Annotated in this window: 16 protein-coding genes and 1 pseudogene; 11 read left to right on the top strand and 6 right to left on the bottom strand. The window is 73.4% G+C overall.

Annotated features, from left to right (window positions below; all coding sequences use genetic code 11):
- Positions 1 to 3: 3 nt before the first annotated feature.
- The gene (locus ACIGW4_RS06440; RefSeq protein ID WP_399578817.1) at positions 4 to 2,016 is read right to left on the bottom strand and encodes a prolyl oligopeptidase family protein; all 2,013 of its coding nucleotides are present in this window, start codon (positions 2,014 to 2,016) and stop codon (positions 4 to 6) included.
- Positions 2,006 to 3,169 carry a hypothetical protein gene (locus ACIGW4_RS06435; RefSeq protein ID WP_399578816.1) on the bottom strand — a complete coding sequence of 388 codons (1,164 nt, stop codon included), beginning with the start codon at positions 3,167 to 3,169 and terminating at the stop codon, positions 2,006 to 2,008. The genes ACIGW4_RS06440 and ACIGW4_RS06435 overlap by 11 nt, the downstream gene beginning before the upstream one ends.
- Before the next feature lie 373 nt (positions 3,170 to 3,542).
- Between ACIGW4_RS06435 and ACIGW4_RS06430 the strand changes: the two genes are divergently transcribed.
- The 5 genes from ACIGW4_RS06430 to ACIGW4_RS06410 all read left to right on the top strand — a co-directional run bounded on the left by ACIGW4_RS06430 (position 3,543) and on the right by ACIGW4_RS06410 (position 8,542).
- Positions 3,543 to 4,403 (top strand): ABC transporter permease, encoded by an 861-nt coding sequence (locus ACIGW4_RS06430; protein ID WP_185094897.1) that lies wholly within the window; start codon positions 3,543 to 3,545, stop codon positions 4,401 to 4,403.
- Positions 4,376 to 5,110 (top strand): ABC transporter ATP-binding protein, encoded by a 735-nt coding sequence (locus tag ACIGW4_RS06425; protein ID WP_398710993.1) that lies wholly within the window; start codon positions 4,376 to 4,378, stop codon positions 5,108 to 5,110. Before ACIGW4_RS06430 ends, ACIGW4_RS06425 begins: the two co-directional genes overlap by 28 nt.
- A gap of 26 nt (positions 5,111 to 5,136) precedes the next feature.
- Positions 5,137 to 6,168, top strand: coding sequence for an ABC transporter substrate-binding protein (locus tag ACIGW4_RS06420; protein ID WP_123458694.1), 1,032 nt, complete (start codon positions 5,137 to 5,139; stop codon positions 6,166 to 6,168).
- Positions 6,168 to 7,379 (top strand): LLM class flavin-dependent oxidoreductase, encoded by a 1,212-nt coding sequence (locus ACIGW4_RS06415; protein WP_399578813.1) that lies wholly within the window; start codon positions 6,168 to 6,170, stop codon positions 7,377 to 7,379. Before ACIGW4_RS06420 ends, ACIGW4_RS06415 begins: the two co-directional genes overlap by 1 nt.
- A gap of 62 nt (positions 7,380 to 7,441) precedes the next feature.
- Positions 7,442 to 8,542, top strand: a complete 1,101-nt coding sequence (locus ACIGW4_RS06410; protein ID WP_398710994.1) for an NAD(P)-binding domain-containing protein — start codon at positions 7,442 to 7,444, stop codon at positions 8,540 to 8,542.
- Positions 8,543 to 8,810: 268 nt separating this feature from the next.
- Here ACIGW4_RS06410 and ACIGW4_RS06405 read toward each other — a convergent pair whose 3' ends face one another.
- Positions 8,811 to 10,655: an ABC transporter ATP-binding protein gene (locus ACIGW4_RS06405; RefSeq protein WP_123458697.1), complete on the bottom strand. Its 1,845-nt coding sequence runs from the start codon at positions 10,653 to 10,655 to the stop codon at positions 8,811 to 8,813.
- Positions 10,656 to 10,742: 87 nt separating this feature from the next.
- Here ACIGW4_RS06405 and ACIGW4_RS06400 point away from each other — a divergent pair, with 87 nt between their 5' ends.
- The 3 genes from ACIGW4_RS06400 to ACIGW4_RS06390 all read left to right on the top strand — a co-directional run bounded on the left by ACIGW4_RS06400 (position 10,743) and on the right by ACIGW4_RS06390 (position 15,776).
- Positions 10,743 to 11,240 (top strand): MarR family winged helix-turn-helix transcriptional regulator, encoded by a 498-nt coding sequence (locus tag ACIGW4_RS06400; RefSeq protein ID WP_185094898.1) that lies wholly within the window; start codon positions 10,743 to 10,745, stop codon positions 11,238 to 11,240.
- A 39-nt stretch (positions 11,241 to 11,279) separates the two neighbouring features.
- A complete protein-coding gene (locus tag ACIGW4_RS06395; protein ID WP_399578811.1) occupies positions 11,280 to 14,204 on the top strand; it encodes an FAD-binding and (Fe-S)-binding domain-containing protein in 2,925 nt (974 codons plus the stop codon).
- A gap of 156 nt (positions 14,205 to 14,360) precedes the next feature.
- Positions 14,361 to 15,776: a Gfo/Idh/MocA family protein gene (locus ACIGW4_RS06390; RefSeq protein ID WP_123458699.1), complete on the top strand. Its 1,416-nt coding sequence runs from the start codon at positions 14,361 to 14,363 to the stop codon at positions 15,774 to 15,776.
- Positions 15,777 to 15,824: 48 nt separating this feature from the next.
- On the opposite strand, the gene ACIGW4_RS06385 is transcribed toward ACIGW4_RS06390, so the two are convergent.
- Positions 15,825 to 17,438 carry a peptide-N4-asparagine amidase gene (locus tag ACIGW4_RS06385; RefSeq protein ID WP_399578810.1) on the bottom strand — a complete coding sequence of 538 codons (1,614 nt, stop codon included), beginning with the start codon at positions 17,436 to 17,438 and terminating at the stop codon, positions 15,825 to 15,827.
- 232 nt (positions 17,439 to 17,670) lie between these two features.
- Here ACIGW4_RS06385 and uvrA point away from each other — a divergent pair, with 232 nt between their 5' ends.
- The gene (uvrA, locus tag ACIGW4_RS06380; protein WP_399578809.1) at positions 17,671 to 20,139 is read left to right on the top strand and encodes an excinuclease ABC subunit UvrA; all 2,469 of its coding nucleotides are present in this window, start codon (positions 17,671 to 17,673) and stop codon (positions 20,137 to 20,139) included.
- 95 nt (positions 20,140 to 20,234) lie between these two features.
- Here uvrA and ACIGW4_RS06375 read toward each other — a convergent pair whose 3' ends face one another.
- On the bottom strand, positions 20,235 to 20,624 hold the full coding sequence (locus ACIGW4_RS06375) for a helix-turn-helix transcriptional regulator (protein ID WP_398710999.1): 390 nt from the start codon (positions 20,622 to 20,624) through the stop codon (positions 20,235 to 20,237).
- 111 nt (positions 20,625 to 20,735) lie between these two features.
- Between ACIGW4_RS06375 and ACIGW4_RS06370 the strand changes: the two genes are divergently transcribed.
- A complete protein-coding gene (locus ACIGW4_RS06370; RefSeq protein ID WP_359589500.1) occupies positions 20,736 to 21,164 on the top strand; it encodes an STAS domain-containing protein in 429 nt (142 codons plus the stop codon).
- A gap of 53 nt (positions 21,165 to 21,217) precedes the next feature.
- Positions 21,218 to 21,573 (top strand): annotated as a pseudogene (locus tag ACIGW4_RS06365) (IS5 family transposase); the annotation flags it as partial.
- A 153-nt stretch (positions 21,574 to 21,726) separates the two neighbouring features.
- Here the strand turns inward: ACIGW4_RS06365 and ACIGW4_RS06360 are convergent.
- Entirely contained in the window at positions 21,727 to 22,518 is a 792-nt protein-coding gene (locus tag ACIGW4_RS06360) for a metal-dependent hydrolase (protein ID WP_123458703.1), read from the bottom strand.
- Positions 22,519 to 22,522 lie beyond the last annotated feature (4 nt).

The following is a 22,522-nucleotide window of genomic DNA, read 5'->3' as shown; positions in this document are numbered from 1 at the left end:
GGCTCAGGTGAGGTGCCGCCGGAGGAAGGTGTGCACGAGGGCGCTGTTGTGGGCGGCCTGTTCGTTGTCCCCGGCGCCCGCGTGGCCGCCGCCGGTGTTCTCGTGGAACAGCACGGGGTGGCCGAGCTCCCGCAGCCGCGCCGCCGTCTTGCGCGCGTGGCCGGGGTGGACGCGGTCGTCGCGGGTGGAGGTCATCAGGAGCACCGGCGGGTAGGTCCGGTCGGCGTCGAGCCGGTGGTACGGGGAGATCTCGCGCAGGTGGGCGAGGTCGGCCGGGTCGTCGGGGTCGCCGTACTCGGCGATCCAGGAGGCGCCCGCGAGGAGCTTGTGGAAGCGGGTCATGTCGAGCAGCGGGACCTGCGCGACGATCGCCCCGAAGAGCTCCGGGTACCGGGTGAGCATGGCGCCCATGAGCAGGCCGCCGTTGCTGCCGCCCGAGGCGCCGAGCCGGTCCGGGGTGGTGACGCCCCGGGCGACGAGGTCCTCGGCGACGGCCGCGAAGTCCTCGAAGGCCCGCGGCCGTTCGGCGCCGAGCGCGGCCTGGTGCCAGTCCGGGCCGTACTCGCCGCCGCCCCGGATGTTCGCGATGACGTACGTGCCGCCGCCCTCCAGCCACGCCCGGCCGGTGACGGCGCCGTAGAAGGGGGTGAGGGAGACCTCGAAGCCGCCGTAGCCGTAGAGCAGGGCGGGTCCGGGGCCGGTGACGGCGTGGTCGGGGCCGATGACGAAGTAGGGCACGCGGGTGCCGTCGGGGGAGGTGGCGAAGTGCTGCTCCACCGTGAGGCCGGCGGTGTCGAAGCGGTCCGGGGCCTGCTTGAGGACCTCCGTGTCGGCGCCGATGTGCCCGCGGTGCAGGCTGGAGGGCTGGAGGAAGCCGGACACGTCGAGGAAGTACTCGTCGGAGACGTCCGGGTCCGTGTCCACGACGCCGACGGCGGACAGCGGCGGGACGCCGACGAGCGGGGTGCGGGTCCAGCCGGTGCCGTCGCGGCCCGGGGTGAGGACCTCGATGTGGGCGCTGACGTCCCGCATCGTCTCCAGGATCAGGTGGTGCCGGGTCCAGGAGTGCCCGGCGAGGGCCGTCCGCGCGTCCGGGGTGAAGAGCACCTCGGGGGTGCGGTCGCCGGCGAGGAAGGAGTCGAAGCCGAAGGCGAGGAGGGAGCCGGTGGGCTGCCCGAGCCAGTCGGACTTCAGGGTGACGAGCAGGTGCCCGCGGTGGGCCTCGACGAGCGCGTCGTCGGGGACGTCGAGGCGCACGGTCGTGCCGTCGGGCTCCAGGAGGTACGTCTCGCTGCGGAAGAAGTCCAGCGAGCGGCCGACGAAGTCCCGCTCGAAGCCGGGGGTGGGGTCGTGGTACCCCCAGGCCGACACGTCGGTGTCCTCGGCCTCGTACACGAGCTCGGACTCCTCGATCGGCGTGCCGCGCCGCCACCGCCGGACGGTGCGCGGATAGCCGGAGTCGGTGAGCGAGCCGGGTCCGGTGTCCGTGCCGACGAAGACGGTGTCGGCGTCGATCCACCCGATCCGCGTCTTCGCCTCCGGCACCGCGAAGCCGTCCGCGACGAACTCCCGCGCCTCCAGGTCGAATTCGCGGACCACGACGGCGTCGCCGCCGTCCCGGGAGAGCCGCACCAGGGCCCGGTCGTACGCGGGGCGGCGCACCCGGGCCCCGTCCCACACCCACTTCTCGCCCTCCGCGGCGGCGAGCGCGTCGACGTCGAGGAGGACCTCCCAGGCGGGTTCGTCCTTGCGGTACTGCTCCAGGGTCGTGCGCCGCCACACCCCGCGGACGTGCTCGGCGTCGCGCCAGAAGTTGTAGAGGTACGCGCCGCGCCGCACGGTGTACGGGATGCGGTCCGAGGCGTCGAGCACCTCCCTCAGGCGTGCCTTCAGCGGGGCGAACCCGTCGTCGGCGGCCAGCACGTCCGCCGTCTCGGCGTTCCGCTCGGCCACCCACGCGAGGGCGGCCTCGCCGGAGATGTCTTCCAGCCACAGGTACGGGTCGTCATCGGTCATCCCCGTATTGTGCAGGTCCGGCCGGGCCGGGGTCCGGCGCGCCCCTCAGGACGGTCCGGAGCACCACGGCGGCGAGGACCCCGGCCGCCAGGCCGCAGGTCAGGGCGGCCGGGATGCCGTTGCCGAGGCCGGCGGAGAAGTACGGAAGGCCTTGCTCGGGGCCCGCCTGGACCACCGCGATCCGCAGGACCTGGCCCGCGAGGAGGCCGAGGACGGTGGCGCAGACCGCGCCGGCCGCCATGGCCGGGAGCGTGGCCCGGGTCAGGAGCCCGGGGAGCCGGCGCAGGGTCCACCAGACGACGGCGAGGAGGAGGACGTCGGAGGCCCGGTGGAGGAGCCATTCGAGGACCGGGCCGCCCGCCGGGACGTCCCAGGCGCCGAGCAGCAGCCACTGGCGCAGCAGGTCGCCGGGTTCGGAGAGGAGGCCGCCGGCCGGGGAGTACGCCTGGAGGGCGGCGGCGACCGGCTGGTACGAGAGGACCACCACGGACAGCGCGATCACGGCGGTCCCCGCGGTGGCGGCCAGGCGCGCGGCGCGGACCGGAACGTCCGTGCGGGGCGGCGGTTCCGCGCCCTCGGCGGTGATCCGTGCGACGAGGACGGACGCTCCCGCCGCGACGAGTCCGACGGCCACCGGGAGCTGCCGTCCGCCGGCGATCACGTTCGCCAGCTGCGGCAGGAAGCGGTAGCTCCCGTGCCCCGACGAGGCGATGAACCAGGGCGCGGACACGGTGACCGCCAGGGTCCCGGCCACCGCGCCCCACGCCCACAGGGCGAGGAACGCAGCGGTGGCGCGTCCGCGCACCGGCGGGAGCCTGCGGATCAGGAGGAGGGTGCCGAGGACGAAGAACACGAACACGGCTCCGTACCGGATCTGGAGCCCGGTCGTGTACAGGCCGTTGTAGCGGTCGCGGTCGTCGCCGCCGTCGAGGGGCACGTAGCCGGAGACCTGCGCGCCGGAGTCGAGGAAGACGGGCGGGTCGTACGCCCAGGGGGCCAGCCAGCGCTGGAGCTCGGCGACCGGATCGGTGCCGAGCGTCCCGCCGCTGCCCGGCAGGTGCAGCGCGTCGGCGCTCGCCCCCGCCCACCACAGGAGTGCGGTGAGCAGCAGCCCGCCGATCAGTGCGGGTATCGCCGCGCGCCGGTACGTCATGTCCTGTCCCCCGTCGTGAACGTGCTGTCCGAGTGCCCCCGTCGCAGCCTAGGATCCGCCGATCACGCGCCGGCCACGGGGACGCGTCGGTTCGACGGGCGGGACGGTCCGGGGACCGCGCGTCCAGGGGCCGAGACGCCGTTGACCCGGGGCGTGTCGGCCGCTACGTTCACGCCATGTTGCGTACAGCCCTGCTCACCACGCGCGGTCACATCGACCTGCTGCGGGTGGCCTCCGCCGCGTGTCGCCGCGGCCGCTGACGCCCTTTCACCCCCATCACACCTCTGACGCCCTGATCGTCGTGCGCGCGTGCCCGCTCCGCGCCCACGGCCGCTGAGGCGTACCTTCCCCTCCCTCTCCCCCGGAGTCCGTCATGACGGTCGACCATGCCCCTCCCGCTTCCCCGCCCGACATATCGCCTTTGCCGGATGTCGAGGCCCTGACTCCCGCCCGGAGGCCGGGCCGTGGCCCGGCCGTCCCGCGCTGGCTGCGCCGGGCCGTGGGCCCGGTGCTGCTGCTCGTCCTCTGGCAGTCGTGCAGCGCGACGGGGGTGCTGCCGGCGGACGTACTGGCCTCGCCGGGGACCATCGCCCGGGCCGCCGGCGAGCTGGTCGGCGACGGGACGCTGCCGACCGCGATGGGCGTCTCGCTGCGCCGGGTCGCCGTGGGGCTGCTGCTCGGCGGGGTGGTGGGGATCTCGCTCGCCCTGCTGTCCGGGCTCTCGCGGCTCGGCGAGGACCTGGTCGACGCTCCCGTGCAGATGCTGCGGACGGTGCCGTGGGTGGGACTCATCCCGCTGTTCATCATCTGGCTGGGGATCGGCGAGGCGCCCAAGGTGGCGCTGATCGCCCTCGGCGTCGCCTTCCACCTGTACCTGAACGTGTACGCCGGGATCCGGGGCGTCGACGCGGGGCTCGTCGAGGCGGGCGAGTCCCTGGGGCTCGGCCGGTGGGGGCTGGTCCGGCACGTCGTCCTGCCGGGCGCGCTGCCCGGGGCGATGACCGGGCTGCGCTACTCCCTGGCCACGGCCTGGCTCGCGCTGGTCTTCGGCGAGTCCATCAACGCCGACGCCGGGATCGGCTTCCTGATGAACCAGGCGCGGGAGTTCTTCCGCACAGACGTGATCGTCGTCTGCCTGGTCGTCTACGCCTTCCTCGGCCTGCTCGCCGACGCCCTCGTCCGTACTCTCGAAAGGCTGCTGCTGCAATGGCGACCGACCTTCACGGGGCAGTGACCGTCCAGGGGCTCACCCGCTCCTTCGACGGGCGCCCCGTCGTCGACGGGCTCGACCTGACCCTGCGTGCGGGTCAGTTCACCGCACTGCTCGGGCACAGCGGCTGCGGCAAGTCGACCCTCCTGCGGATCCTCGCCGGCCTCGACCGGGAGGTCTCCGGCACGGTCCTCGTGCCGCGCCGCCGCGCGGTCGCCTTCCAGGCGCCGCGCCTGATGCCCTGGAAGAAGGTCTGGCGGAACGTGCTGCTCGGGCTGCCGGGCAGGCCGGACCGGGCGGTGGCGGAGAGGGCGCTCGCGGAGGTGGGGCTCGCCCACCGCTCGGGGGCGTGGCCGAAGACCCTGTCGGGCGGCGAGGCCCAACGCGCCTCGCTCGCAAGGGCGTTGGTACGGGATCCGGATCTGCTGCTGCTCGACGAGCCGTTCGGCGCGCTCGACGCGCTGACCCGGATCAAGGCCCAGCGGCTCGTGGCCGAGCTGTGGCAGCGGCGCGGCTGCACGGTCCTGCTCGTCACGCACGACGTCGACGAGGCGCTGCTGCTCGCGGACCGGGCGCTGGTGATGCGGGACGGCGCGATCGCGTACGACACCGCCGTCGACCTCGACCGCCCCCGCTCCCCCGGCGATCCCGCGCTCGCCGCGCTCCGCACCCGACTGCTCGCCGAACTCGGCGTCACCGACGGTGGGTTCGCCGTAAGCACGACGGCGTGATCACCCCTACCCCTGAGGAGAAAACCGTGAAGTCCTTCCGTCTGTCCGCCGCGGCGCTGCTCGTGCCGCTCGCCCTGCTCGCCTCCGCCTGCTCCGGCGCCTCCGCCGCCGGTGACGTCTCGAACTCCGACGGCAAGGGCTCCCTGGTCCTGAACGTCGGCGACCAGAAGGGCGGTTCCGAGGCCCTGCTGCGTGCCGCCGGTGAGCTCGACGACCTCCCGTACCGGATCAAGTGGTCGACGTTCACCTCCGGTCCACCGCTCCTGGAGGCGATCAACGCCAAGGCCGTCGACTTCGGCTCCGTCGGCAACACCCCGCCCGTCTTCGCGGCCGGCGCCGGCTCGAAGATCACCGTGGTCGCGTCGACGCACGGCGACTCCGCGGGCGAGGCCGTCCTCGTGCCGAAAGACTCGCCGCTGCACACCGCGCGGGACCTGAAGGGGAAGCGGATCGCCGTCGCCCAGGGGAGCTCCGCCCACTTCCAGCTGATCTCCTCGCTCCGGCAGGCCGGCCTGGGGCTGGACGACGTCCAGGTCAGCCTGCTGCAGCCGGCCGACGCCCTGGCCGCGTTCACCAGCGGCAAGGTCGACGCCTGGGCGGTCTGGGACCCGTACACCTCCCAGGTCCTGCTGAGCGGCAAGGGCCGGGTGCTGACCGACGGGCGCGGCCTCGTCAACGGCCTCGGCTTCCAGGTCGCGGCCCCCTCGGCGCTGGCCGACCGGGAGAAGGCGAAGGCGATCGGCGACCTCGTCGAGCGGCTGCGCCGCGCCCAGGGCTGGGTGTTCGACCACCCCGAGGACTGGGCGAAGGCCTGGGCGAAGGAGACCGGGCTGCCGTACGAGGTGGCGCTGGCCGCCGTGAAGCGCAGCAACGGGACCCGTATCCCCGTCGCCCTCGACGACGCGGCGATCGCCTCCGAGCAGAAGATCGCCGACACCTTCGCCGAACTCAAGCTGATCCCCCGCACGTTCCGCTTCGCCGACTACGTCGACACCCGCTTCAACAAGGACCTGCCGCCGTCCACGACCCCGGCGCGCAGCTTCGGAAAGGCCTCCTGATGACCGTCCATCTGCACTGGTTCCTGCCGACCGGCGGTGACGGCCGGACCCTCGTCGACCGGCACGCCTACACGGACGGCGGGATCACCCGGGACCGGGCCGTGTCCGGGGTGCGCGCGCCCGACATCGACTATCTCGCCCAGATCGTCAAGGCGGCCGAACGGCTCGGCTTCGAGGCCGTGCTGACCCCGACCGGCACGTGGTGCGAGGACGCCTGGCTGACGACGGTCGCGCTGGCCCAGCACACCGAGCGGCTGAAGTTCCTGGTGGCGTTCCGGCCGGGGGTGGTCTCGCCGGTGCTCGCGGCGCAGATGGCGGCCACGTACCAGCGGATCACCCGGGGCCGGCTGCTGCTCAACGTCGTGACCGGCGGCGATTCGGCCGAGCAGCGCCGCTTCGGCGACCATCTCGACCACGACCGGCGGTACGCGCGCACGGCCGAGTTCCTCTCGGTGGTGCGGGGCGTGTGGGGCGGGCGGCCGTTCGACTTCGACGGCGAGCACTTCCGGATCGAGGGCGGGCTCACCGCGCTGCCGCCGGACCCGCTGCCCGAGATCTTCTTCGGCGGCTCGTCCGCGGCGGCCGGTCCGGTCGCCGCGGAGCACGCGGACGTGTACCTGACGTGGGGCGAGCCCCCGTGGCAGGTGAAGGAGAAGATCGACTGGATCCGACGGCTGGCGGAGGAGCGCGGCCGGCGTGTCCGGTTCGGGATCCGGCTGCACACGATCTCGCGGGACTCGGCGCGCGAGGCCTGGGCGACGGCCGACCGGCTGCTCTCGGACCTCGACGCGGAGACCGTGGCCGCGGCGCAGAAGGCGCTCGGCCGGAGCGAGTCGGTCGGCCAGCAGCGGATGCTGGCGCTGCACGGCGGCGGCTCGCTCGACCGCGACCGGCTGGAGATCTCGCCGAACCTGTGGGCGGGCGTCGGCCTGGTACGGGGCGGGGCGGGGACCGCGCTGGTCGGCAGCCACGCCGATGTGGCGGACCGGATCGAGGAGTACCACGACCTGGGGGTGGAGCACTTCGTGCTGTCGGGCTACCCGCACCTGGAGGAGGCGTACTGGTTCGGCGAGGGCGTGACGCCCGAGCTGGCGGCGCGCGGGCTGCTGCCGTCGGTGCCCGCCTCCCCGCTGCTCGGCGTCCCGGCGGCGAACGGGCGGCCCGCCTCGGCCCCGGGCGGTGCGCCGCTGCTGGTGTCCGGCGGGCGGTAGACGCCACCGCGGGGCGGGGGACGCGCGGGAAGAACCCCGCCCCCGCCCCGGTTGGTGGAAGCGTGAACGGTTTCGGGTTCGAAGAGGTCAGGACGGTGGACGTCGTCGTCATCGGCGCCGGACAGGCGGGGCTCTCCGCCGCCTTCCACCTGCGGCGCACCGGCCTGGAGCCGGACCGGGACTTCGTCGTCCTGGACCACGCCCCCGCCCCGGGCGGCGCCTGGCAGTTCCGGTGGCCCTCGCTCACCTACGGCAAGGTGCACGGGATGCACGCGCTGCCCGGCATGGAGCTGACCGGGGCCGATCCCTCGCGCCCCTCCTCGGAGGTGATCGGCGCGTACTTCGACACGTACGAGCGGACGTTCGACCTGCGGATCCACCGGCCCGTCGACGTCACGGCCGTCCGGGAGGGCGAGGGCGGCCGGCTCCGGGTCGAGACCTCGGAGGGCGTGTACGCGGCCCGGGCCCTGATCAACGCGACGGGCACCTGGGACCGTCCGTTCTGGCCGCGCTACCCCGGGCAGGAGACCTTCCGGGGCCGTCAGCTGCACACCTCCGGCTATCCGGGTCCCGGGGAGTTCGCCGGGAAGCGGGTGCTGGTCGTGGGCGGCGGGGCCTCCGGCACCCAGCACCTCATGGAGATCGCCGAGGTCGCCGCGGAGACGTTCTGGGTGACCCGGCGCGAGCCCGTCTGGCGCGAGGGCCCCTTCGGCGAGGCGGAGGGCCGCGCGGCCGTCGCGCTGGTCGAGGACCGGGTACGGCGCGGGCTGCCGCCGCAGAGCGTGGTCTCGGTCACCGGGCTTCCGCTCAACGACGCGATCCGCGACGCACGCGCGCGCGGGATCCTGGACCGGCTGCCGATGTTCGACCGGATCACCCCGACCGGGGTGGCCTGGGGCGACGGCCGGACCGTCGACGTGGACGTCATCCTGTGGGCGACCGGGTTCCGGGCGGCGATCGACCATCTGGCGCCGCTGCGGCTGCGTGAGCCGGGCGGCGGCATCCAGGTGGAGGGCACGCGCGCGGTCCGCGACGCACGCGTCCACCTCGTCGGCTACGGCCCCTCTGCTTCGACGATCGGCGCCAACCGGGCCGGCCGCGCGGCCGTCTCCGACATCCGCCGCCTCCTCGACCGCGACCGGGTCGCCGCGCCGACCGCCTGAACCGCGCGGCATCCCTTCCCCGCGCACGCGGCGGCGCCGCCGACCCCCTGGGACGGGGGGCCGACGGCGCCGGGCACTGCGATCGTCAGACGAGCCAGCCCAGGAAGTGGAGGACGCCGGCGAGCAGGTTGGTGATGACGTTCATGGTGGTGCTTCTCCTCGTACAGGTACATCAGTGGGACGTGTGCGGTCGCGGTCTGCAGCCCGTCGCTCGCACTCCGTAATCATCCGGTGCCGTAAGGGAGTTGAGCAACGAATCCCGGAACGATCACACGTTCTGGGGAACAACCGCTCCCACGTTCGCCTGTTCGGTACGGGCGTCCCGGCGGACCAGGGCCGCGTACCGCCCGTCCCGGGCGAGCAGCTCCTCGTGCGTCCCGCGCTCGGCGATCCCGCCCGCCTCCAGGACGACGATCTGGTCGGCGTCGCGGACGGTGGAGAGCCGGTGCGCGATGGTGATGGTGGTGCGTCCGGCCGACAGGGCGTCGATGGCGCGCTGCACCGCGTGCTCGGTCCGGGTGTCGAGGGCGCTGGTCGCCTCGTCGAGGATGAGCACCGGCGGATCGCGCAGGATGGTGCGCGCGATGGCGAGGCGCTGCTTCTCGCCGCCCGAGAAGCGGTAGCCGCGCTCGCCGACGAGGGTGTCGTACCCCTCGGGGAGCGAGGCGATGTGCTCGTGGATCTGGGCGGCGCGCGCGGCCGCCTCTATCTCCTCGTCGGTGGCGTCCGGCTTGGCGAAGCGGAGGTTGTCGGCGACGGAGGCGTGGAAGAGGTACGTCTCCTGGGAGACGACGCCGACGGCGCGGGCGAGGGTGTCGAAGTCCAGGTCCCGCACGTCGACCCCGTCGAGGGTGACGCGGCCGCCGGTGACGTCGTACAGCCGGGGCACCAGGTAGCTGAGGGTGGACTTGCCGGAGCCGGTGGGGCCGACGACGGCGAGGCTGCCGCCGGCGGGGACGGTCAGGTCGATGCCGGCCAGGGTCGGGCGCTCCTGGCCCTCGGGGTCGTAGTGGAACTCGACCTTCTCGAAGGAGACCTCGCCCCGGATCTCCGGGAGCCGGACCGGCTCGTCGGGCTCGGTGATGTCGACGGGCAGGTCGAGGTACTCGAAGATGCGCTGGAAGAGCGCGAGGGAGGTCTGCACCTGCACGCCGGTGGAGAGCAGGCTGACGGCGGGCCGGAAGAGGCCCTGCTGGAGCGAGACGAAGGCGACGAGCGTGCCGAGCGAGATCTCCGAGCCGCCCGAGCCGAGGGCGATGCCGGCGGCCCAGTAGATCAGGGCGGGCATGGCGGCCATGACGATGCCGATGGTGGACATCCGCCACCGTCCGGCCATGGAGGAGCGCACTTCGAGGTCGACGAGGCGCTCGGACTCCTCGGCGAAGGACCGGGTGAGCGAGTCGGCGCGGCCCATGGTGCGGCCGAGCAGGATGCCGCTGACCGAGAGGGACTCGGTGACGGTCGCGGCCATGGCGGCCATCTGCTTCTGGCGCTGGGTGGTGATCTTCTTCCGCTCGCGGCCGACGCGCCGGCTGATCCAGACGAAGACCGGCAGCAGGAGCAGCGAGACGAGGGTGAGGCGCCAGTCGAGGGCGAGCATGGCGACGACGGTCGCGACGACGGCGGTGAGGTTGGAGACCAGGGAGGTGGCCGTGGAGGTCACGGTCGCCTGCATGCCGCCGATGTCGTTGGCGATGCGGGACTGGACCTCGCCGGTGCGGGTGCGCGTGAAGAAGGCGAGCGGCATCCGCTGGAGCTGCTCGTAGACCCCGGTGCGCAGGTCGTGCATGACGCGCTGGCCGACGGTGGTCGAGATGAGGGTCTGGAGCACGCCGAAGACGCTGGTCAGGACGGCGGTGGCGATCATGCCGAGGGCGAGCAGGCTGAGCAGCCCGGTGCGCCCCTGGGGGATCGCGGTGTCCAGGATCTCCCGGAGGAGGAACGGCGAGGCGACCGACACGAGCGAGGCGGCGCCGACCAGGAGGCCGACGAGCGCGAGGCGCGCGCGGTAGGGACGGAAGAGCCGCAGGATCCGCCGCACCTGGGCGGGCTCCCTGGGCTGGCCGGGGTCGCGGGGCGGGGGCGTCCAGTCGGACTGGTCGTGGGGGCGCATAGGCTCCTTCGAAGAGGGGTGATCCATCGGAGCATAGCTCACTGTTACCTATACTCACAATGAAGATGGTCCTGATATTGTTCCCCCATGAGCACCCCCGGCCGTCCGAGCACCTCCGAGCGCCCGAGCACCCCCGACCGCCCGGGCGGGGCCGACGCCGACGGGCTCCTCGCCGAGCAGCTGCTGCGGCTCACCCGGCGCCTGCACCGCATCCAGAAGCGCCATCTGGAGCCGGTGGGCATCACCCCCGCCCAGTCGCGGCTCCTGCGCACGGTCGCGCACTTCGGGGAGCCGCCCCGGATGGCGGACCTCGCGGCCCGCCTGGAGGTCGTCCCGAGGGCCGTGACCAGTCTCGTCGACGGCCTGGAGGCGGGCGACCGGGTGCGCCGGGTGCCCGACCCGAGCAACCGCCGGGTGGTGCGGATCGAGCTCACCGACGCGGGGCGCGCCACGCTGCGCGAGCTGCGCAGCGCGCGCCGGGCCGCCGCAGAGGACATCCTTGCTCCATTGACCGTCGAACAGCGCGAGGTGCTCGAGGGTCTGCTGTCCGCCCTGGTCGACCCCGGTCCGGAGCGCGGCTGCTGACCCGCCGGGCGCGGGGCCGCGCCGAAGGGGAGCCGTGACATGCCGCTGCTTGAGCCGAACCCGCAGGCCCTGCGTCCCGGTACGAAGCGGACCCCCGCCCCGGACCGCGTGCCGGAGCTCCAGGCGCGGGGCACACCGCGGCGGCTGCGCGAGGAGCTCACCGAGCTCCTGGGGCCGGGGAAGGTCCTGTCGAAGATCTCCGACCTGGTGCGCTACGCCTCGGACGCGAGCCCGTACCGCTTCGTCCCCCAGGTCGTCGTGGTCGCCGAGGACCTCGACGACATCTCCGCCGTCCTGTCGTACGCCCACGGCAAGGGCCGCGAGGTGGTCTTCCGGGCCGCCGGGACCAGCCTCAACGGACAGGCGCAGGGCGAGGACGTCCTCGTCGACGTGCGCCGCCACTGGGCGGGCGTCGAGGTCCTGGACGACGGGGCCCGGGCGCGGATCCGGCCCGGCACCACGGTGGTCCGGGCGAACGCCGCGCTCGCCCCGTACGGGCGGGTCCTGGGGCCCGATCCGGCCAGCGCGGTCGCCTGCACGATCGGCGGCGTCGTCGCCAACAACGCCTCGGGGATGACGGCCGGCACCACCCGGAACTCGTACCGGACCGTCGCCTCCCTGACCGTGGTGCTGCCGAGCGGGACCGTGGTCGACACGGCGGCCCCGGACGCCGACGAGGAGCTCGCGCGGGCCGAGCCGAGGCTGTGCGCGGAGCTGATGGCGCTGAAGGCGGAGATCGAGGCGGACCCCGAGCTGACCGCGCGGATCCGCGCCAAGCACACCCTCAAGAACACCAACGGCTACCGGCTCGACGCCTTCCTCGACGGCGACACGCCGGTGCGGATCCTGCGCGGCCTGATGGTCGGCTCCGAGGGCACCCTCGGCTTCATCTCCGAGGTCGTCTTCGACACCCTGCCGCTGGACCGGGAGGTGTCCACGGCCCTGCTGTTCTTCCCCTCGCTGCCGGCCGCCGCCGCGGCCGTGCCCCTGTTCGACGAGGCCGGGGCGCTCGCCGTCGAGCTGATGGACGGCAACACGCTGCGGGCCTCGGTGCGGGTGGCGGGCGTGCCCGCCGACTGGGCGGAGCTGCCGAAGGAGACGGCGGCGCTCCTGGTCGAGTTCCGGGCCCCGGACACGTCGGCCCTGGAGGCGTACGAGCGGGCGGCGCGGGCCGTGCTCGCCGGTCTCGACCCGGTCGCCCCGGTGGCCTCCGTGGAGAACGCCTTCACCCGGGACCCGAAGCGGATCTCCGGCTACTGGAGGGCCCGGAGGGCCTTCGTGACGGCGGTCGGCGGCTCCCGCCCCTCCGGCACGACCCTGGTCACGGAGGACTTCGCGGTGCCGCCGGAGCGGCTCGCGGAGGCCTGCGAGTCGCTGCTCGGCCTCCAGGCCCGGCACGGCTTCGACGCGGCCGTGGCCGGCCACGCGGCCCACGGCAACCTCCACTTCCTGCTCGCCTTCGACGCGGCCGACCCCGCCGACGTCCAGCGGTACGCGGCCTTCATGGACGAGTTCTGCAAGCTGACCGTGGAGCGCTTCGACGGCTCGCTGAAGGCGGAGCACGCCACCGGCCGCAACATCGCGCCCTTCCTGGAGCTGGAGTGGGGGACGCGGGCGACCGATCTGATGTGGCGGGTCAAGGAGGCCCTCGACCCGGCCGGGGTGCTCGCCCCGCGGATCGTCCTGGACCGCGACCCGCAGGCCCATCTGCGCGGCCTGAAGACGATCCCCACCGTGGAGCGGACCGCCGACCCCTGCATCGAGTGCGGCTTCTGCGAACCGACCTGCCCCAGCAACGACCTGACGACCACTCCGCGCCAGCGGATCGTGCTGCGCCGGGAGATGATGCGCCAGTCCGACGGCTCCCCCGTCGAGGCCCGGCTCCTGGAGTCGTACGGCTACGACGCCGTGGACACCTGTGCCGGCGACTCCACCTGCGGGCTGGCCTGCCCGGTCGGGATCGACACGGGGGCACTCATGAAGGACTTCCGGCACGAACGGCACTCGGCGCGCGAGGAGCGGATCGCCGCCCTGGCTGCGCGGAACTTCCGGGCGGTGGAGGCCTCCGCGCGGCTCGCGGTCGCCGCCGCGGACCGGATCGGCGACCGGGTCCTGGGCTCGCTGACGGGCCTCGCCCGTCGGGCCGTCCGCCCCGACCTCGTACCGGAGTGGCTGCCGGAGATCCCAGGCGCGGCGGCGCGGCGGCTGCCCCGCACCCACCGGCCGGCGGCGGTCGCCGTCTACTACCCGGCCTGTGTGAACCGCGTCTTCGGCGGTCCGGAGGGCGAGCGCGGGCCCTCGCTCCCGGAGGCGGTCGTCGCGGTGTCGGCGCGGGCCGGGCGGCCGGTGTGGATCCCGGACGACGTGGCGGGCACGTGCTGCGCGACGATCTGGCACTCCAAGGGGTACGAGCGGGGCAACGTGGTGATGGCGAACCGGATCGTCGAGGCCGCCTGGGGGTGGACGGCCGGCGGGCGGCTGCCGCTCGTGGTGGACGCCTCCTCGTGCGCCCTCGGGATCGCGCACGAGGTGGTGCCGTACCTGACGGAGGACAACCGGGCGCTGCACGCCGAACTGACCGTCCTCGACTCGGTCGTGTGGGCGGCCGACGAGCTGCTCCCCCGGCTGGAGGTGCGGCGGCGCGTCGCCTCGGCCGTGGTCCATCCGACGTGCTCGATGCGGCACCTGGGCGACGCGGAGAAGCTCACCGAACTCGCCGGGGCCTGCGCGGAGGAGGTCGTCGTCCCGGCCGACGCGGGCTGCTGCGCCTTCGCCGGGGACCGGGGCATGCTGCATCCGGAGCTGACGGCCTCGGCGACGGCCCGCGAGGCGGCCGAGGTCACGGCCAGGCCGTTCGACGCGCACCTCTCGGCCAACCGGATGTGCGAGATCGGGATGGACCGGGCGACGGGCCGCAGCTACGGATCGGTGCTCCTCGCACTGGAACGCGCCACTCGACCCTGACTATCCGTCAATCTTCCCGCGGCCCCGGGCGGCCAGGGCCCCTCACCCCGTACGGTGAGGGGCCCTTCGTATGTTCGGGTGATCATCCGCGGCCGGTGCGGCTCGACGGAGGAGCCCGAACAGTACAGTCCAACCACCCGTCAGCAGGGAGGTTCCATGGACGACCAGACACCTCGCCCCCCGAGCCGTCGCACGGTCCTCAGGACCACCGCGGGAGCGGCCGGGGCCGGGCTCGGCATCGCCGCCGTGGGCGGGCAGACCGCCCGGGCCGCCACCGGATCCGCTCCCGCCGCCCGACCGGAGGCCCCGGCCGTGCCACGGCGCCGGGGCGCCACCATGGCCGGGGTCCCGTTCCAGCGCCGTTCCACCGTCCGGGTCGCCCTCGTCGGGCTCGGCAACCGGGGCGGCAGCATGATCCGCCTGTACCTCGCCCTCCCCTGGGTCCGGGTGACCGCCGTCTGCGACCCGGTGCGCGAGAAGGCCGAGCGGGCCGCCGCGGCCGTCGTCGCCGCCGGACAGCCCGCCCCCGCCCTGTACACCCACGGCGAGGACGACTACGAGAACCTCCTCGCCCGCACGGACATCGACTTCGTGCACGTGGCGACCCCCTGGGACAGCCACTTCGCGATCGCCAGGTCGGCGATGCTGAACGGCAAGCACGTCGGCGTGGAGTGCCCGGTCGCGATGGAGCTCGCCGAGCTGTGGGAGCTGGTCGACCTGTCGGAGCAGACCCGCCGCCACTGCATGCAGTTGGAGAACTGCTGCTACGGGCGGAACGAGATGCGGGTGCTGCGGATGGCGCACGCCGGCAAGTTCGGGGAGCTGCTGCACGGCGCGGGGGCGTACAACCACGACCTGCGCGCCCTGATGTTCTCGCCGACGTACTACGAGGGGCCCTGGCGCCGGCTGTGGCACACGCGGCTGCGCGGGGACCTCTACCCGAACCACGGCTTCGGCCCGGTCGCCAACTACATGGACGTCAACCGGGGCGACCGGGCGGTGAGCATCAGCAGCTTCGGCACCCCGGCGCTCGGCCTCGCCGAGTACCGCGCGGCGCACATGCCGCCCGGCGACCCGAGCTGGAAGGAGACGTACGTCGAGAGCGACCGGACGGTCAGCATGGTCCGGACGGCCAAGGGGCGGCTGATCCGCCTGGAGCACGACGTCTCCACCCCGCACCCGTACAGCAGGATCAACAGCCTGGGCGGCACGCGGGGGGTCTTCGAGGACTACCCGGCCCGGATCTACCTGGAGCCGGACCACAAGGACGACGTGTGGGGCGACTTCTCGGCGTACGCGGCCGAGTTCGACCACTGGCTGTGGAAGGAGCACGCCAATCCGCCGGGCGGCCACGGCGGCATGGACTACATCATGGTCCACCGCCTGATGCAGTGTCTCCAGCTGGGGCTTCCCCCGGACTTCGACGTGTACGACGCCGCCACCTGGACGGCTCCGGTACCGCTGAGCCACGCCTCGATCAAGGCGAACGGCGCGCCGCAGGAGATCCCCGACTTCACGCGCGGCGAGTGGCGCAGGGCCCGCCCGGGCGTGGACTCCGCGAAGCCGGCCTGACCGGCCGGTGCCCGGCCCCGGTGCCTCCGGGGCCGGGCACCGTCGTGTTCAGCAGCGGCGCAGGTCCTCGGTGACCGTGCCCTGGACGGACGTCAGGCTGCGGTCGTAGCAGCCGTCGGAGCCGTACAGGCGGTAGCGCTCGGTGCCGGTGCCGAGCGCGTGCCGCTGTTCGCGCGGGACGCCGAGGTTGAAGGAGGCGTCGCCGGTGTACGTGTCGTCCAGGCGCGACCAGGAGAGTCGCTTGCCTCCCCGGACGACGTCGACGGCGGCGCGGTCGCCGACGGTGAGGACGGTCCGCAGCCGGTTCGCGGCGTCGACGGAGATCTCGCCATCCATGGTGTACGTGCGCCGGGTGTGGGTCGCGGTCCGGCCGACGGTCACGGTCTCGTCGTCGGTCCAGCGGGCGGTCAGCCCGTCGGGGTTCTCGTCGGCGCCCCAGCGGTGGGTGGAGCGGTGGTCGACGGTGCGGGTGACGGTGGTCGCGACGCGGCCGTGCGAGGTGTTCAGATGACCGGCGACGGTGAGCGTGTCGCCGCCCGTGGTCTCCAGGACGTCCGGCGAGCCGGCGGTGTACACGGCGGAGTTGCGCGGGGTGCCGAGCTCGTGCCGGTCCAGGGCGCCGGTGACGACCTCGCTGCCCTCGTCCTGCCAGAGGAGCACGTTGGTGGGGACGCTCCAGCCGGACTGCCCGGCGGGGACGCCGGCGACGGAGACCTCGACGCGATGGGCCGCGCCGTCGTTGAGCAGGGCCGCGAACGGCGTGAGGTCGTAGGTGATCGGCTGCACGTCGAAGGCGCGCGGCGCGGGCGTCACGTACCAGAGGAAGGGGTTGGACCAGCCGCCGGTCCACACGTGCGGGAAGGGGGCCGCGATGCCGGCGGGCTTCCCGTCGACGGAGATCCGCACCTCCCGGTAGGGGCCGTCGGCGGCCTTGCAGGAGTAGGGGGCGGCATCGGGGACGGTGAGGTACCAGAACTCCTCGCAGCCGCCGCCGGAGCCGGTGGCGTACACCTCGGCGAGGACGCGCTCGGTGTTGCGCGGGGTGGTGAGGGTGGCGCCGGTGAGCGGCACGACCCGGTCGGGGGTGTCGGCGGCGGGCTTCACCCGGCCCTCGGCGGTGTGGAAGGTGAGGGTCACGCGGACGTCGATGACACCGGTGTACGTCTCGTTGACGACGTTGCCGATGAGCATCTCGACGGGCTGCGGACGGCTGAGGGTGTCGCGGTAGCGGGTGACGTCCTTCTCGACGGACCAGGTGATGCCGTCGGGAGAGGGCTCGGGGGTGGAGGTCCGCAGGAGCTCGACGCCGCCGAGGGTGAGGTACCCGAGGCGGTCGTACTGGCGGCCCTTGACCTGTCCGTCGAGGCGCAGGACGACCCTGTTCCAGCGGGTGTCCTTGCCGCACTCCTTCGGCGGGGCGTAGCTCCCGCGGTACGGGGTGAAGTCGCGGAACCGCGCGGCGGCGAGGGTGACCTCGCAGGTGCGGGTGCCGGGGGTGGCGACGGGCGGGGCGGCGGTGACCGGGTCGTGCCAGTCGGTGGTGAACTCGGCCGGGGGCGTCGGGCCGGTCGGGCCGTCGGCGGCGGCCGGGTGGGCGGTGAACAGCGCGCCGGCGGCGAGCACCAGACCGCCGATCACGCTCGTGATCTTGAGTGATCTCATGGGGCGGAAGTGAAGCGCGGTCCCGCAGCGCGGTCCAGAGGGCGATGAGCGGACATGGCGCGATCTGTTCCCCGATGGGAGAAATCGATGACGCGCCCGGGCGCTCCCCCGCCGGACGCCGCCCGGGACGCGTACCGGAAACGGATCCGGGGCCCTCCCGACGCTCGTGCGGACGGGGCCCGGTGGCGGCGCCTGTCGCGCGGTTCCCGGCGCGATCAGGTAATCAGGAAGGGTGAACGAGGACGCGACCGACCCCTTCGTGCACGTCCGGGGCGCCGGCGAGAACAACCTGCGGAACGTCGATGTCGACGTTCCGCGGAACGCGATGGTCGCCTTCACCGGCGTCTCCGGTTCGGGCAAGTCCTCACTCGCGTTCGGCACCCTCTACGCGGAGGCCCAGCGACGCTACTTCGAGTCCGTGGCACCGTACGCCCGAAGACTGCTGCAACAGGTCGGCGCACCGCACGTGCGGGAGATCACCGGCCTGCCGCCGGCCGTGGCCCTGCAGCAGCGGCGCGGGTCGCCCGGCTCGCGCTCGACGGTCGGCACCCTCACCACGCTGTCCAATCTGCTGCGCATGCTGTACTCCCGCGCCGGCACCTATCCGCCCCGGGCCGCACGGCTGGAAGCCGAGTCGTTCTCGCCCAACACCGCGGCCGGCGCCTGCCCGGAATGCCACGGGCTGGGCATCGTGCACGACGTCGCCGAGGACCTGCTCGTCCCGGATCCCTCCCTGAGCATCCGCGAGGGGGCGATCGCCGCCTGGCCGGGCGCCTGGCAGGGCGCCAACCTGCGCAGTGTCGTGAACGCCCTGGGGATCGACATCGACCGGCCGTGGCGCAGGCTCAGGAAGAAGGACCGGGACTGGCTGCTGTACACGGACGAGCAGCCCTCCGTGTACATCGAGCCGGAGGAGGACCGCGTCGACTACGGCTACCAGGGCAGGTTCTGGAGCGCCCGCAAGCACGTCATGCACGTCCTCGCCGACTCCAAGAGCGAGAGGATGCGAGAACGGGCGCTCCGGTTCGTCAGGAGCGTGCCCTGCCCCGAGTGCCACGGCAGCGGACTGCGGCCCGAGGCGCTCGCCGTGACCTTCGCCGGACGTTCCATCGCCGAGGTCAACGCCATGCCGCTCACCGAGGTCGTGACGCTGCTGCGGCCCGTCGCGGGGCGGTCCGAGGCCGACGCCACCACGTCGACCGCCCGATCCGGGGAGACGACCGAGGTCGCGGTCCGCATCTGCGGCGATCTGGTCGCGCGGATCGACGTCCTGCTCGACCTGGGCCTCGGATATCTCGGCCTCGGGCGCCGCTCGACGACCCTGTCGCCGGGCGAGGCGCAGCGCCTGCGGATCGCCACCCAGCTGCGCTCGGGGCTGTTCGGCGTCGTCTACGTCCTCGACGAACCCTCCGCGGGCCTGCACCCGGCTGACGCGGAACCGCTGCTGGACGTACTGGACCGCCTCAAGGCGGCGGGCAACTCGCTGTTCGTCGTGGAGCACGACATGGACGTCGTACGGCGGGCGGACTGGGTGGTCGACATCGGTCCCGGTGCGGGCGAGGGCGGCGGACGCGTGCTGTACAGCGGCCCGGCCGCCGGTCTCGAGCGGGTCGGGGAGTCGGCCACGAGCCGGCACCTGTTCGGGCGCGCCCGGCCGCTCGAACACCGCCCGCGCGCGCCGCAGGGCTGGCTGCGCCTGCGCGGCGTCTCCCGCCACAATCTGCGCGACGTGTCCGTCGACGTACCGCTCCGCGTCCTGACGGCGGTGACGGGCGTGTCCGGTTCCGGAAAGTCGACGCTGGTGACGCAGGTGCTCGCCGAGGTCGTCCGCGGCCACCTCGGACTCGTGCCCGAGGAACCCGACGAGGCGCAGCTGGAGGTCGACGTCCAGGGCGCGTCGGGGGTCGAGTCGTTCGACCGGCTGGTCCGGGTCGACCAACGGCCCATCGGCCGGACTCCCCGGTCCAACCTGGCCACGTACACCGGGATGTTCGACGCGGTGCGCAAGCTGTACGCGGCGACGGACGAAGCCAGGGCGCGCGGCTACTCGGCCGGGCGGTTCTCCTTCAACGTGCCCGAAGGCCGGTGCGAGACCTGCCAGGGCGAAGGGTTCGTCGCGGTGGAACTGCTGTTCCTGCCCGGCACCTACGCGCCGTGCCCGACCTGCGAAGGCGCCCGGTACAACGCCGAGACGCTGGAGGTCACCTACCGCGGCAAGAACGTCGCGGAAGTACTGGCGCTGTCCGTCGACGCCGCCGCCGAGTTCCTGTCGGCCGTCCCGGCCGCCTCCCGCAGTCTGGAGACGTTGCGCGAGGTGGGACTGGGGTACCTGCGGCTGGGCCAGCCCGCGACGGAACTCAGCGGCGGCGAGGCGCAACGCATCAAACTGGCCACCGAACTGCAGCGGGCCCGGCGCGGGCACGCGCTCTACCTGCTCGACGAGCCGACGGCGGGGCTGCACCCCTCGGACATCGCGCTGCTGCTGCGACAGTTGCACCGGCTCGTCGACGCCGGCAACACAGTCGTCCTCGTCGAGCACGACCTGGACACGATCGCCACCGCCGACTGGGTCGTCGACCTCGGCCCGGGCGGCGGCGACGCGGGCGGACGAGTGGTCGCGGCGGGCCCGCCGGCCAAGGTGGCGAGGGCCCGCCGCAGCGCCACCGCGCCCTATCTCAGGGCCCGGCTCGCACGCTCCTGACGGCAGCGCGGGGGGACTCGACGTGCGGTTCCCCCCGTGATCGCGCCCCTCGCGCCGGTCGCCGCCTACTGCCGACGAATCTCTGACTCAGATCACTAGCCGGCGACCGGCTGCTGCTGCGTGTTGACCTGGGGGGCGGCGACGTGCTGCTGCGGGTCGGCCTGCTGTTGGGCGGCGGTCCGCTCCGTCTCGCTGTGGACGAGCAGGGACAGGAGGGAGGCCAGCGGAAGGTTGGCTTCCGCGGGATGACGCAGAGCCTTGCCCGGCGCTATGCGGTACGTGTTCGTCCGCCCCTCCCGCGTATGGGAGAGATAGCCGTCCTGTTCGAGGTCGGCGATGATCCGCGACACGGCCCGCTCGGTCAGCCGGCAGCGGGCGGCGATGTCACGGATGCGGGCGTTCGGATTGTCCGCAATAGAAGCCAGGACGCGGGCGTGGTTCGTGATGAACGTCCATCCGGTGTGGGACTCAGGAGCTTCCAGCATGGTCCCGCATTCTACGTGACCCGGTTTGCCGGAACGGAAAACCATGACATAGTTTTCCTGCATTCGACGTCGCTTCCCCCTCGCGCGAGGGGCGCCGGAGGGAGTACACGCATGCCCAGGGACGATGCCGCCATCCTCGATCTCCCGTCCAGGTCCGAAGGCGAGCCGCCGCCGGTGGAGCGAGCCGAGGGCGCGGCGCCGCGCCCGGCCCAGGACGCGACGCTGCAGAACGCGGTCCTCCGGTACGAATACCGCGGGGCACAAGTCGTCGAGGCCCAGGGCGAGTACGACCTCCACTCCGTCGGGCCCCTGGCCGACGCGCTGTGGGGGGCGGTCGAGACGCACCCGATGGTGATTCTGGACGCCTCCCGGATCACCTTCGCGGACTCGTCCGCCCTGAACCTGATGCTCCTCGTCCACCGGACGGGAAAGCTGCGCGTGACGGCGCCGTCAGCGCAGGTCCAGCGCCTGTGCGCGATCACCGGCGCCGACGGCGTCCTCCAGATCCGGGACACGATCGCCGACGCCGTCGCCGGCTAGGACTTGTCCGGCCGATCATGCGGCTACTGCGCAGCCGTGTCGTTGATGTGGACATGGGGCGGGGCGATCTGACGGATGCCGAGTGGGAACGGCTGCGGCCGTTCCTTCCGGTCAGCAACGGGCGTTGTGGCCGGTGGCGGGACCACCGGCAGGTGATCGACGGCATTCTGCACCGGGTGCGGACCGGGGTGCAGGGCGTGACCTGCCCGAAAGGTTCGGCTCGTGGAAGACCGTCTACGAACGCCACCGCCTGTGGTCGGCGGACGGTACCTGGGAGCGCCTGCTCCAGCAGGTCCAGGCCGCGGCCGACGCCGCAGGCGAGATCGCCTGGGACATCTCGGTCGACTCCACCCTCGTGCGGGCCCATCGACACGCCGCCGGCGCCCGCACCGAACCGCCACCGGCGCCCGCCCCAAAGGGGGACGCAGCGGCAGAACACCAGGGCGAAGCACCGTGGCAGAGCCTCGTCGCCCGCCTCGACAAGCGCCGCTACGTCTACTTGGGCACTGCCACCGCCGCGGCTCTCGCCGTCTGGCTCCGCACATGATCGGTCGGACAAGTCCTAGAGGAAGCCCAGCGCCGAGGCCCCGCCGACGCCGCCCAGGACCATGAAGGCGGGCATCAGGACCTTGAGCTCGACCCAGCTGCCGGCCCGGAAGCGCATGCCCTTGGGCGGGCCGAGCGGGTACCAGCGCTTGCGGCCGACGGGGATGGGCCACAGGATCGGGCAGCCCGAGACGGTCAGGGCGTCGCCGACGTCGTGCACGAGGGCACCGAGGACGATGGGCAGGCCCAGCCACAGGTACTCCTGGCCGGATCCGGTGAAGAGCCAGGCCGCGCCGTTGCCGGGCTGGTCGAGGACGCCCGCCAGGATCCAGGCGCCGGCGGCGCCGAGCAGCCAGACCAGGACGTCGCTGGACATCCGGGCGGCCCGCCACAGCAGGCCTTCCACGGCGAGGACCAGGTGCACGAAGAGGATCGCGAGGACGGCCCAGCGGCCGCCGGTGACCGCCGCGGCGGAGGCCCCGGCGCCGATCAGGACCGCCCAGAGCCAGGTGTGGGTCAGGGTCCGGTGCCCGCCGGACCTGCGCGGGTCGGCGGAGGAGCGGGTCGCCTTGTAGACGGCGTACGACAGCTTGTCGACGATCTCGCAGAGGCCCCGGGAGACCGGTCCGAAGGCGCGGGAGATGGTCGCCGACTTGTGGTCGAGGTCGGGTGCGAGGGCCGCGCCCGCGCAGATGAGCGCGCCGGCGACGAGAACGGGCCAGGGCATCGGGTGGTCGAAGGCGGCCGCGGCCGCTCCGACGCCCAGCCAGGCCGCCGCTCCGGACAGCGAGTGCGCCGGTCCCATCATGGTT

This window comes from Streptomyces sp. NPDC053513 (genome assembly GCF_044544765.1).
GTDB lineage: Bacteria > Actinomycetota > Actinomycetes > Streptomycetales > Streptomycetaceae > Streptomyces > Streptomyces litmocidini.
The sequence above is the reverse complement of the archived record's forward strand: the minus strand, read 5'-3'. Positions and strand labels throughout refer to the sequence as shown.